This is a genomic window from Streptomyces olivaceoviridis (assembly GCF_014650115.1).
GTDB lineage: Bacteria > Actinomycetota > Actinomycetes > Streptomycetales > Streptomycetaceae > Streptomyces > Streptomyces olivaceoviridis.
This window is the reverse complement of the sequence record NZ_BMUI01000007.1, coordinates 122,515-135,040: the sequence shown is the minus strand read 5'-3', so window position 1 is coordinate 135,040 and position 12,526 is coordinate 122,515. Positions and strand designations below refer to the sequence as shown.

5 protein-coding genes and 1 pseudogene are annotated in these 12,526 nt (G+C 71.7%); all 6 read right to left on the bottom strand.

Annotated features, from left to right (window positions below; genetic code table 11):
• Nucleotides 1-74: 74 nt before the first annotated feature.
• Nucleotides 75-3,256: pseudogene (locus IE273_RS15845) on the bottom strand (type I restriction endonuclease subunit R).
• Nucleotides 3,253-4,566 (bottom strand): restriction endonuclease subunit S, encoded by a 1,314-nt coding sequence (locus tag IE273_RS15840; protein ID WP_189815819.1) that lies wholly within the window; start codon nucleotides 4,564-4,566, stop codon nucleotides 3,253-3,255. Before IE273_RS15840 ends, IE273_RS15845 begins: the two are co-directional and overlap by 4 nt.
• On the bottom strand, nucleotides 4,563-6,554 hold the full coding sequence (locus IE273_RS15835) for a type I restriction-modification system subunit M (RefSeq protein WP_189815818.1): 1,992 nt from the start codon (nucleotides 6,552-6,554) through the stop codon (nucleotides 4,563-4,565). Before IE273_RS15835 ends, IE273_RS15840 begins: the two co-directional genes overlap by 4 nt.
• 112 nt (nucleotides 6,555-6,666) lie before the next feature.
• Entirely contained in the window at nucleotides 6,667-8,865 is a 2,199-nt protein-coding gene (locus IE273_RS15830) for an N-6 DNA methylase (protein ID WP_189815817.1), read from the bottom strand.
• A 93-nt stretch (nucleotides 8,866-8,958) separates the two neighbouring features.
• Nucleotides 8,959-9,582 carry an HD domain-containing protein gene (locus IE273_RS15825; RefSeq protein WP_189815816.1) on the bottom strand — a complete coding sequence of 208 codons (624 nt, stop codon included), beginning with the start codon at nucleotides 9,580-9,582 and terminating at the stop codon, nucleotides 8,959-8,961.
• Nucleotides 9,583-9,677: 95 nt separating this feature from the next.
• Nucleotides 9,678-12,524 carry a type 1 periplasmic-binding domain-containing protein gene (locus IE273_RS15820; protein WP_189815815.1) on the bottom strand — a complete coding sequence of 949 codons (2,847 nt, stop codon included), beginning with the start codon at nucleotides 12,522-12,524 and terminating at the stop codon, nucleotides 9,678-9,680.
• Between the last annotated feature and the right edge of the window lie 2 nt (nucleotides 12,525-12,526).

The following is a 12,526-nucleotide window of genomic DNA, read 5'->3' as shown; positions in this document are numbered from 1 at the left end:
TCGAGTGTCCGAAGTGATCTTTCGATGTGGTTGGTGATCAGTTTCGCGGGCGGGGATCCGTCCGTCCAGCGCCGTCAGATGTCCTCCAGACCCGCTTCCCGGCGGATCATCCGCCAGGCCGCCCGGCGGGCGCTGCGGTCGAGGCCGGACTTGAAGTCCCGGTCGGTACCGAAGTACCGCTTGCCGAGCGTGTCGATCGTGGAGACGTGGTCCATCATGTTCTCCTCGAACTTCTTGTCGAAGACGATGCCGAAGTTCTCCTCGTCGTTGACGAGGGCGGCGGCCCGCACCTTCGGGTCCTCCTTGGTGGCGTTGAACGCCGGGAGGACGTCCTGCGCGGTGAACTCCGTACCGAACCTGGCGTTGAACCTCTCGATCAGCTCGGACAGCAGGGACGTCTCCGGGTCCCTGGCGCCGCCCGCCCCGTCGCCGAAGCCCTTGAGCTCGGCGGGCCCGTCGGCGGAGAGCGACACGTCGACCTCGCCGGTCTTCTCGACCCGCAGGTGACTGAGGTCCACCTCGCCTATGTCGACCCCGCCGTCCGCGCGGCGCGGCAGGCGGTTGAGCAGGTGCCGTCCGTACAGGTACAGCCGCTCCAACTCGGGGTCGTGGTACGGGACGATCTGCGCGAGGAAGCCGTACTTGCGGACGTAGTCGTGGAGATGGGCCCGGAACTCCTCGGCCGTCTCGACGTCGTCCTCCTCCTGGCTGTCCAGCAGCGCGGTGAACCGGGTGACCGCGGGGAGAGGAGCCGGTACAGCTCGGCGTGCAGCTTCTCCCACGTGGACTGGGAGCCGCCGGCCTTCTCCAGCGCCTCGAAGTACGCGGCGACGAACGCGTCCATGTCCTGCTCGGAGACGACCGGGGCGGACATGACGCGGCTCTGGGCCGTGTAGAGCAGGTTCGGATCGGAGGGCAGGGTGTGCGCCTGTTCGAAGTACGGGCGGAAGGCGTCCCGGATGTCCTCGGCCTCGTTGACGAAGTCCAGGACGGCGAGGTCGGCCTGCGACTTGCGCTCGGCGGTGCGGTTGAGGCGGGAGAGGGTCTGCACGGCGGCGATGCCGGTCAGAGTCTTGTTCACGTACATCGTCGTCAGCAGCGGCTGGTCGAAGCCGGTCTGGTACTTCTCGGCGACGACGAGGATCCGGTACTCCCGCTGCCCCTTGCCGCCGGCCTTCGCGGCCTTGTCGTCGGCGCGGGTGTAGCCGAACGCCTTCGGCAGCGCGCTCTCGGGGAGACCGCCGTTCTCCTTGCTCTCGGTGGTCTCCTCGCCGTCGATGGTGAGGGACCCGGAGAAGGCGACCAGGACACCCAGGTCCGGATACGCGGAGTCGTACCCGCGGTCGGCGATGTAGCTGCGGATGGCGCGGGCCGTCCGTACGGCGGAGTGGCGGGACGCCGTGACCACCATGGCCTTGGCGCGCCCGCCGAGCCGGCCGCGGGTGTGGGCGACGAAGTGCTCGACGATCACCTGGGCGTGCTGGGACACCGTGTGCTCGTGCATGAGCGCGAACCGGGCGAGCAGGCTGTTCGCCCGGGAGGGGTCGACCTCCTTCTCGTCGTGGTTGAGGTTCGCGAGCTTCCAGTAGGTGGTGTACGTGACGTAGTTGCGCAGCGGGTCGAGGATGAAGCCCTCCTCGACTGCCTGGCGCATGGAGTAGGTGTGGAAGGGGCGGTAGACCGCCTTGCCGTCCTGCACGTCCCGCGTGCCGAAGAGTTCGAGCGTCTTCGCCTTGGGCGTGGCGGTGAAGGCGAAGTAGGAGAGGTTGGCGGCGCGGGAGCGTGCGACCGCCTTCGCCTTCAGCTTGTCGTCCACGGTGAGTGTGGTCGCGCCCTCGTCGTCCGAGTCGGCGTCCAGGCCGAGGTCGCGCAGGGCGGACTTCACGGCGGTGGCCGCGTCGCCCGACTGGGAGGAGTGCGCCTCGTCCACGACGATCGCGAAGCGGGTGCCCTTGATCTCGGTGGGGTTGCGCTTGATGTAGTCCAGCAGCGCCGGGAACGAGTGCAGGGTGACGGTGACGATCTTGCCGGTGTCCCGGGACAGGGCGCGGGCGAGCTGTTCGCTCTTCGCCCCGTGCTTCTCGTCGACCTTCACGACCAGGCCGTCGGTCTGCGAGAAGCTGCCGACGGTCTCCCGGAGCTGGGCGTCCAGGTTGCGGCGGTCGGTGATGACGATGACCTTGTCGAAGACGGGCTCGCCCGGCGTGATGCGCCGGTCGGCGACGGCCTCGGGGTCGAGGGCGGCCGGGTCGGTGCCGGCGTGCAGGTCGCTGAGCCGGTGGGACAGCCAGCCGATGGTGTTCGACTTGCCGGAGCCGGCGGAGGCCATGATCAGGTAGTTCCGGCCGGCGCCGTGGGTGGCCGCGTGCGCGGTGAGCTCCCGGACGACGTCCCACTGGTGGAAGCGGGGGAAGACCGTCGTCCTGGTGGTGCCGCCACCGGGCGTCCTGTGCTTCTGCTGGTGCACGAAGCGCTGGAGGAGGTCGAGCCAGTTGTCACGCTCCCAGACCCGCTCCCACAGGTAGGACGTGGCGTACGTGCCGTGGGCCGTGGGCGCCGGATTCCCGGCCCCGCCGGGCCGGCCCGGACCGTTCGAGCCGGTGTTGAAGGGCAGGAACCGGGTGCCCCTGCCGCGCAGCCGGGTGGCGACGAAGACCAGGTCCGGGTCGACGGCGAAGTTCGCGACGACCCGCCGCGTGAAGATCGGCTCGGTCGGGTCGCGGTCGGTCCGGTACTGCTCCTTGGCCTGCTCGACGCCCTGACCGGTGAGCGGGTTCTTCAGCTCGGCCGTGGCCACCGGGATGCCGTTGAGGAACAGGGCCAGGTCGAGACGGCGGCCCCGGTCGGTCTGCTTGGTGGCGTAGGGGAGTTCCCGGACGACGGTGAGGCGGTTGGCGCGGTAGCCGTCGAGGACGGAGTCGGCGGAGATGAGGTTGGGCTTGAAGTGGGCGACGCGGAACCGCACCCCGCGGTCCTTGACGCCGTTGCGGAGGACGTGGAGGAGGCCGTCGTCGGCGATGGCCCGGTCCAGACGCTGCGCGAAGCCGCGCCGGGCCTCGTGGGAGTCACCCCCGTAGACGGTGAGCAGCTCGCTCCACTCGTCGGGTTGCGTCTCGTCGACGAAGGCGAACAACTCGTCGATGTCGAGCCCGAGGTCGGCCCGGTAGTCCTCGGGTCTCGCCTCCCGCCAGCCGCGCTCGCACAGGGCGGCGACGATGGCCGACCCGAAGGAGGACTCGTCGTGCACGGGGCTCATGCGGCCGCTCCTGCGGTCGAGGTGCGGCCGGCGGCGGACACGTCGAACTGGCCGGTCACGGCGGCGGTGACGAGGGACTGGCGGCGCTCCCTGAGGAACTCCTGCTGGCGTCGCACCCGGTCGGTGAGCGCGTCGAACCGGGTGTTCCGCCGGCGGATCTCCCGGACGATCCGCTCCTGTTCCTCGACGGGCGGCAACGGGACGCGCAGCATCTGGAGGTCGGGAACGTAGATCGTCTTGTGGGTGGACCCCATGGCCAGGCGCCCCAGAAGATCAGGCCGCATGGCCCGGAGGCACCACAACAGGTAGTGCGGGACCAGCCGGGGTCCACAGGTCCACGTCACGAAGTCCTGACTCGTGGCCATGTCCAGGCCCATGACCCCCGAATAGCCGGCCGAGGCCGTGCGGCACAGGAACACGGTCCCCTTCGGGTGCAACTCGGCCGCCGAATGGGCGAGTCCGAGTTCACTGATCTTCTCCCGGGTCTCGTACACATCCTCGACGCGGTCGTCCCGTACCTGCTTGACCTCGCCCGTGGTGATCCACGGGATGGTGCAGTCGGTCCACCATTCCGGATGGGAGCGGCTGGGGGTGTGGCCACTGCCCATACGAGCCAGCAGCCCCAGGCGCACCTCCTGCCAGGCCGCGGGGACGGTGTCGAGCCAGGGCAGCGTCGACGTCCGGCGGTGATCGTGCGCACTGCCGGACACGGCCGCCACCACACCCGCCGAACGGCGCTCCGCGAGAAGGTCCAGCTCGCGCCGCAGGACGCGTTCGAGGGTGTCGATGCGACCGGTCTCGGCATCGAGGTAATCGGCGATGCGGATCTGCGCTTCCCTGGGCGGGACCGGGATCGGAACGCCGGCCAGGTCCTCCTTCGTGACGTGCACCATGCCGATCATGCCGCTGGTGAGCCTGCGCTCGATCCAGTGCGTGGCCGCCTTCAGGGCCCAGTAGAGCCATCGCGGGTCACAGCCGTGGACGCCGACCTTGAAGATGTGCTGGTTCAGGTAGTGCTTCCCGGGTGCGGCCCACAGGTACGGGCCGAACGAGGTCCCGGGGTTCCCGGACCAGGAGAACAGCAGGTCTCCCGCCTCCACGCGGTACTTGTCGGGCAGGGACAGGGCGGAGCGGTTGAAGTGGGGCGACCCGTTCAGGTTCTCGATCCGGACGATGGGGGTGCCCTCGTCGGAGCGGTCCGCGGAGTTGAACACGTAGCCGTTCGTGAGCGTGGCCAGGTACCTCAGCGGGACGACGTCCCAGGTGTCCGGCGTGGCACCACCACCGTACGGAAGCCGGGCGTGCGTCATTCCGTGACCTCCCCCAGCAGTTCCTGGATCTCGGCCTCCAGCGCCTTGAGATCCGCGTCGATCTCGGCCAGCGACCGCGGCGGCTCGTACACGTAGAAGTGCCGCGTGAACGGGATCTCGTACCCGACCTTCGTCTTGTCGTGGTCGATCCACGCGTCCGGCACGTGCGGGTGCACCTCGCGGGCCAGGTACTCCTCGACGTCCTCGCCCAGCGGTACGTTCTCGTAGTCCCGCAGCTCCGGGTCCGGCTCCGGCGCGCCCTTGACGAGCTGTACCTCGCCCTCCGGGTCCCGCACCCCGATCAGGTCCCGCAGCGCCTTGTTGAACGGCGCCCCCGTCGGCCACGTCCCGCCGGCCCGCACCACCGCGTCCTTCAGCGCGAGCCAGGCCTCCTGCTTCGTGTCCCAGCCCGTGCCCGTCAGGGACTTGAGGGCGTCGGTCAGCGCCGGAGCCTGAGGCAGCCGCTGGATCGCCCTGGACGTCTCCAGCGCCGCCGGCGTCTCCTCCGTCACCTCGAACCGCAGCCTCAGCGGGCGCTCCACGGTGATCCGCCGGTAGCCGAAGTCCTCGTTGGAGAAGACCCGCACCTTGCCGTGCAGCGGGTGCCCCGGGTCGTCCACCACGGCCAGGGCCTCTCCGTACAGCCTGACCACCGTGGCGATGTGGTCCCTGCCCAGCTCCTTGCGCTTGTCGCCCAGCGACTTGCGCATCTTCTGCCACTGGTCGCGGGCGTCCAGCAGCACGACCCTGCCCTTGTGGTCCGGGTTCTTGCGGTTGGTCAGGATCCAGAAGTACGTCGCGATGCCCGTGTTGTAGAAGAGCTGGTCCGGCAGGGCGACGATGCCCTCCAGCCAGTCGTTCTCCAGGATCCAGCGGCGGATCTCCGACTCACCCGATCCCGCCGCGCCCGTGAAGAGCGGGGAGCCGTTGAAGACGATCGCCAGGCGCGAGCCGCCCCCGCCGTTCACGTCCACCGGCTTCATCTTCGAGACCATGTGCTGGAGGAACAGCAGCGAGCCGTCGTTGATGCGCGGCAGCCCCGCACCGAAGCGGCCGGCCTCGCCCAGCGCCTTGTGCTCGTGCTCCACCTCCTCCTTGACCTTCTTCCACTCCACCCCGAACGGCGGGTTGGCGAGCATGTAGTCGAAGGTCTTGCGGGCGTGACCGTCGTCGGAGAAGGAGTTGCCGAAGGCGATGTTCTCCGGGTCCTGGCCCTTGATCATGAGGTCGGACCGGCAGATGGCCCAGGACTCGGGGTTGAGCTCCTGCCCGTACACCTCCACCGTGGCGTCCGGGTTGAGCTCCTTGATGAGGTCGTCCATCGCGGAGAGCATGCCGCCCGTACCGCAGGCCGGGTCGAGCACCGTGCGCACCGCACCCGGCAGCTGCAACGCGTCGCCGTCCGGGGCGACCAGCAGCCGCACCATGAGCTGGATGACCTCACGCGGGGTGAAGTGCTCACCGGCCGTCTCGTTGGACTGCTCGGCGAAGCGGCGGATCAGCTCCTCGAAGATGTAGCCCATGTTGTGGTTGGTCACGACCTCGGGCCGCAGGTCCAGGTCCGTGAACTTGCCGATGACCTGGTAGAGCAGCCCGGCGCCGTCCAGCCGCTTGATCTGCTGGGCGAACTCGAAGCGGTCCAGCACGCCCCGCGCGTTGTCCGAGAAGGCCCCCACGTACACCTGGAGGTTCCCCGCCGCGTTCTGCGGGTCCGCCGCGATCTTCCTCAGCGTCAGACGGGAGGTGTTGTAGAAGGAGTGGCCCGAGGCACGGCGCAGGAAGCGGTCCGGGTCGATCCCGCTGTCCCTGTGCTGCTCCGCCAGCTCCGCGACCTTCTCACGGGTCGGGTCCAGCACGCACTCAAGGCGCCGCAGCACCGTGAACGGCAGGATGACCTTGCCGTAGTCCGACTGCCTGTAGTCCCCCCGCAGGAGATCGGCGACGGACCACGCGTGGTTCGCCAACTCCGTGTGCTTACCGATGTTCAACTGGATCCCCGGATTCCTTCCGCGATGTCCCGACCCCACCGCCCGCGGGCGGGCCGAGTCGATCGGCCTGCCGGGACGGTCCGACAAGTGTGGTCCCTGTGTGAGGGCGCGCCTAGCGGGGCGAATCGCCACCCCGGCCGCCCGCCTCCGCCGCCTCCCGCGACGGCAGCAACTGCCCGCCCGTGAGCCCGCCCGCGAGCAGCCGTGCGGTCTCCTCCGCCAGCCGCGTCGCCCGCCGCGCCTGCGCCCGCAGCTCGTGCACGTGCCGGAACGCCTCCCCGTACCGCCGCTGCTCCTCCAGCGGCAGCAGGGGCACGCGCAGTCGGCCGGGGCTGACCGTCAGGATCGTGCTGCCCGTCGACGCGCCCGCGATGTTCTCCTCGGCGCCCAGGAACCCCGCGAGGAACCAGGCGTCCAGACGTGCCGGGTCGGGCCGGAAGAGGTGGACGTGGTGGCCGAGCAGTGCCCCGGCGTCCGCCCCGCCCGCAACCCGGACCATCGGGCCCTCCGCGCTCGCGACCGCCCGGACGAGGACGTCCCCGACGGCGACCACGGGTGCCGTGTCGTCGTACGGCCCCACCGGGTCCCCCGTCGGCCCTGAACCGGTCGCGATGTCCGAGCTGGTCAGCACCGACCGGGTCGCGGTCCCCCCGCCCCCGCCGGTCCCGCCGTCCGTGGCCCGCGCCCGGGTGCGGGCACTGTCGGGCTGGGTCCGCAGCAGGGTGAGCGCCCCACCGCGCGCGAGGTCGGAGGCCGTCGCCGTCCGCCACTCGCGGGCCGTGGCGCCCGCGGCGCTCCAGCTCTCGTCGCCCGCCGTCCGTGCGAGGGACTTCGCGGCCCGCACGAGGTCCTGTCGTGCGGCGTCGACCCCGGCGGACAGTTCCGCCGGGTCCACCCCGGCCCGTGACGCCCGCACCAGCCGCGCCGGGGTCAGGTCCACCACGTCGTCCAGCAGGTCCACCACGCCGACCGCGCGCGCCACGCCGGGTTCGCCCTCGAACGTGTCGGGGCTCTTGGCGAACGCCCGCCAGGCGTCCAGAGCGCGCGCCGTGATCCGTTCCCAGTCCAGGGAGGCGGACCGGCTCCCGCCCCGCGTCCACGCGGTCACCGCCGTTCCGTCGCGTCCGGCGGCCGTCGCCGGGTCCGCCGCGGTGTCCACGAACAGCACCGACCTGCGCTCGGGGCCGCCCGGTTCGGGCCGCCGGAGCACCCAGACCTGAAGACCGATGTGCAGCGGCACCGACGCACCCACCGGCAGCGCGAAGACCGCGCGCAGCGCCCCGCTGCGGACCAGCTCGGCCCGTACGCGGCGCCCCGACGCGCGGCCGGCCGTGGCGGGCGGCAGGAGCAGGACCGCGTGACCGCCCGGTGCCAGGTGGGCGAGCGCGTGCTGGACCCACGCCAGCTCCGACTCCGCGCGGGCCGGGACGCCGTACGCCCAGCGCGGGTCGTACGCCAGCTCGTCGTGGCCCCAGTCGCGGACGCCGTACGGCGGGTTGCACAGCACCGCGTCGGCGGCCAGGCCGGGGAAGGCGTCCGCGCGGAGGCTGTCGGCGGCGCGCACGGTGACCGCGGCGTCCGGAGCCGTCAGCATCAGGCTCACGGCGCTGCGCCGGGCCTGCACGTCGAGCGCGTCCTGTCCGTACAGTTCGCGCGCCCCCCGGCGGGCGGCGGCCGTCAGCAGCGTGCCGCTGCCGCAGGCCGGGTCCAGGACGCGGGCCGGGGAGCCGGGAACCAGACGGACGAGCAGGTCCGCCAGCGGCGCGGGGGTCCGGTACGTGCCGGACGCGGCACTGTCCTCCAGCTCCCGTTCCGCGAGCACGCCGAGCGCGGCCTGTCCGCCCTCGTCGCGTACACACGTGTACAGGGCGCGCAGCACCGCGGCGTCGTCCGCCTCGAAGCGGACCGCCTCCGCGGCCGGCACGGCGCCGGAAGCGGACGCCGTGTCCCGCTGCGCGAGGGCGGCGAGGTCCGCGTCCGGCGACCGTGTGGCCACCGTCAGCTCCTCCGCCGAGCGCCCCGCCGCGGCGAGGACGAGGAGCAGCAGGCCCTCGGGCGTGCCGCCGCCGCTCTGCGCGCGCAGGCGCAGGGCGGTGCGCAGCTCCTCCGACGGGGTCGCCGCCGAGGCGTGCCCGCGCGAGGCCAGCCAGGCACGCACGGTCTCCAGGTCGTACAGCGGGCTGCTCTCCGTGCCGCCGGACGGATCGGGGAAGTCCTCGTACCGGCGGCGCCAGTTGCTCACCGTCGCCCGGGTGACTCCCGCGATGCGGGAGATCTCGGCGGCGGTGACCTGGGCGGACGACGGTGGCATGGCGGCCTCTCGGTTGCGGACGGTCCACAACCTACAGCACTCGTCAAATCCGTCAACGTGTTTGACGGTGCTTTCAAGCTCCTGGTGCGGCTGCTACTCGGAGCGGCCGAGGACGCCGACGGCGGGTCCGGTGTCGCCGCACGGCACCGGCCCCGACAGGTCCGGGTCGCCGAACTCCGCACGCAGGGCCTGGAACGCCGTGACCTTGTCCTCGCCGAAACGGCGGACGTGGGCGGCGTACTCGTCGGCGGTGAGGAACGCCGACGGGCGGGACTTGGTGTGGAACTTGTCCGCGTACATCACCAACCGCTCCTCCTCCGTCACCGCCAGGTAGTCGGCGGGAGGCAGCGGGAGGCCCTGGCTCAGGACGTCGTGCCGGGTGAGACCGACTCCGGTGTGGTGGGAGCAGAACCGGCGCAGCGGCTCCGGGAAGCCCTCCTGCTCCAGGATCTCGTGGCCGAGCAGTCCGTGCCGGATGTACCGCGCGTGGTCCAGCCGTCCGTCGGCGTCGTAGAGGCGGTAGACGCCGATGTCGTGGAGGAGGCAGCCGGCCCGCACGAGGCCGGCGTCGAGGTGCCGCAGACGCGGGGCGGACAGAAGCTGCCGGGCGATGCCCCAGACGATCTCGCAGTGCGTGTGGACGAGGGCGAACGCCTCGGCGGTGGGCGCGTACTTCTCGTGCAGCGCACGGATCTCGTCGGGTCCCGGAATGCTCATCCGGCGAGCCTAACAACCGCCGTGGAGCGGTCCGTACGGCCCTCCCGTCCGGGTCCGGGCCGGGCCGGTGCGGCCTTGGCCCGGACCCCGTCCGGTCATCCGATCGAGCACTCCTTCACACTGAGCGGCTTGGCGCTGCCGGCCGGTCTGCTGCACAGCACCTCCGTCTCCGAGACGCCCCTGGGCGTCCTGCGCACCCGCTTGATCACGATGCTGTGGCCGCGCCGTTCGCCGTACAGCGGCGCGTCGGTGAAGTCGATCGTCCCGGTGGCCATCCCGTCGAGCTTCACGCCCCTGAGGTTCACCCAGGTCGCCGCGCGGCTCTGGCGCACATCGCCGAGGCTGGCCGCCCAGTACAGCGCACGCGTGGCGTCGTGGGCGAGGGCCGTCTGGCCGCTGGCGAGGTCGGTGGAGTCGTACGCGACCTCCTTGCCGTCCAGCCAGGGGAGGTACTTGGCTGCGTCCTCGTAGAAGGCGGTCGTGGACGCGGCCTCCCTCAGCTCGGCCAGGGCGGTGTGGTAGAGCGTGATCCGCGGGGCCACGCCGTCCCGGCCGCCCGTGCCGGAGAACCTGGCCTTGCTCAGGTCGTCGCCGGTGAGGATGGAGATCTCCCGGTCCGCGCAGCCCGGTTCGGTGCCCAGCTGGGTCATCAGCGGACCGATGTCCTCGACCCGTCCGGCGAAGTAGATCACCGAGGGAACGCTCTCCGCCCGGCAGATGCTCCCCGCGAGCAGCCGCAGTTCGGGCTTGCCGTTCGCCACCCGGTAGCGCTCCTCGGGCAGCAGCCGGAACCGTTCCCGGAGCAGCATCTTCCCGCCGTAGGCGGCCTGTTCGCTGGTGTAGCGGTCCTGCGAATCCTTGGTGTCGCGGGCCAGCACCAGCGCGTACGGGTCCTTCTCCCGGGCGCGCAGTTGCCGGGCGACGAAGCCGAGCGCCTCCGCCTGGTGCTCGTCGGGAGCCGCGAGGCTGAACCAGTTGGAGAACCGCTTCGGCAGGTAGGTCGCCGAGTTGGTGCCGGAGACGATGGGCAGTCCCACCTCGTGGAGCCGGCGCGTGACGTAGGTGCTGCTTTGCAGGTCACGTCCGAAGCCGACCACGCCGACGACGGTCGGGTCGCGGTCGGCGTACCGGGCGATCGCGTCCGCCGCCACGCGCTGCTGCCCCATGTCCACACCCGCGTTGGCGAGCAGCACCCGGAGTTTCACCGTGTAGTTCGCATTGACCACGCGCTGGGCGAGGTACACGCCGGCCAGCTCCTCGGCGCCCTTGACGAGGGAGGAGTCCGTCGCGGAGGAGCTCAGCGGGCCCGCGTACACCACGGTGACGTACGTGCCGGGGTGCTGGTGCAGCACGTCGGCGTTCTCGGCGCGCACCAGGTCCTCCAGCTCACGCATCCGCTTGCCCTCCCCGCGGGCTCCGCCCGCGAGGTACGCGCCGAACCGGACGTCTCCGGTGGCTATGCCGACGCACTCCGTGCCGCCGCCGGGCACGGGACGCCGTACGGTGTCGCGATCGGCGCTCACCAGGCCCGCCGAGCAGTACGCGCGGTGCAGTTCGAGGGAGTGGACGACACCCGCGGTGCCGGCGAGGACGAGGACCAGGACGAGGCTGTACGCCGACCACACCACACGGGCGAGGGGCGGCCGGTGCCTGGCCCGCACGCACCGCCAGTCCGTCTGCCGCAACTGCACCAGCTCGTCGCGGGGCAGCGGCGCCCTGAGCACCCAGGGCAGGGCGTTCGTCCGGCTCGGCGACTGGTCGGCCCGGAGGTTCCCCGCCCACTCGTCGTACCAGTGCCGCAACCGCTGCTGGAGGCGCCAGGGCGCGGGCTGCGGCCGGCCGGCCGGTGGTTCCGCGTCCGTGCCGCGGTCGAGCAGCGCCGCGTCGCCCGCCGCCACGCCCGCCACGATCAGCAGCGGATCGAGCTCACTGCGCCGGCTGCGGACGTCGCTCACCGCCCTGATCAGTTCGACGCCGCCGTTCTCCCGGCTGATCCGGCGCAGGAACAGCACGGGGGGACGCGTCCGCTTCAGGCCCCGCAGGTCCCAGCTGCCGCGCCGGTGGTTGTCCCGCAGGTCCTCGAACAGCGCCAGCACGTACAGCTGGAGCGGGAACGGGCCGCCCTCCCGCATCGCCTCGGCCACGTCGTAGGCGCGGGCCGCTATGGCCCTCCAGGAGTGGACGGGCCGCAGCAGCCGCACGCTGGTCGACCGGCGGCGGGCGGCGGACTGGAGGAACGTCGTGGTCAGGAACCACCGGCTCTCGGTGCGCAGCCACAGGAAGAGGGGAGCGCGCCCGGGGACGTGGTTGAGGCCGGCGAGCAGGATCATCAGTCCGATGCCCGCCAGAGCGGCGACGTACCACTCGGGGCGGGTGAGCAGCGCGGTGAACGCGCCCAGGATGCCCATGGGCAGGAACTGCTGCACGTCGTTGAGGAGTAACTGCCGGTGCCAGCGCGAGGGCCTGCGGGGCCGCCAGCGCTGCCGGGCGAGGATGCGCAGCAGGTGCGTCTGGGCCTGCTCCCGCTGCGCGTTGCCGTCCGGTGTGCCGGCGGGAGCGGTCGGCCAGTGTTCGCGCATCTCCGGGGCGTCGGTGGCCTCCTGGAGGGCGCGGACGAGGTTGAGGCGCGGAAAGGCGTAGGGCCGGTAGGCGGCGGACCGGCCGCCCCATTTCCGCCAGTCGCCGAGGTCCCACAGCAGCCGCGTGGCCCTGGCCAGGGGGTCGACGTCCCCCGGCTGCGGCTCGGTCGGGGCGACGGCCAGGCGCGTCCCGTGGCGCTGCTGTCCTTCGCGCAGTTCGTCGACGAGTTCGATGACGCGGTCGTCGTCCGCCGCGTCCTCGGCGTGCAGCACGATGACCGGCATCGGGCGATCGCTCGTCCGGAAGTCCTGGATCAGGGACTCCAGCTGCCGCTGGACGTCGATTCCGGCCTCGGTCGACATGC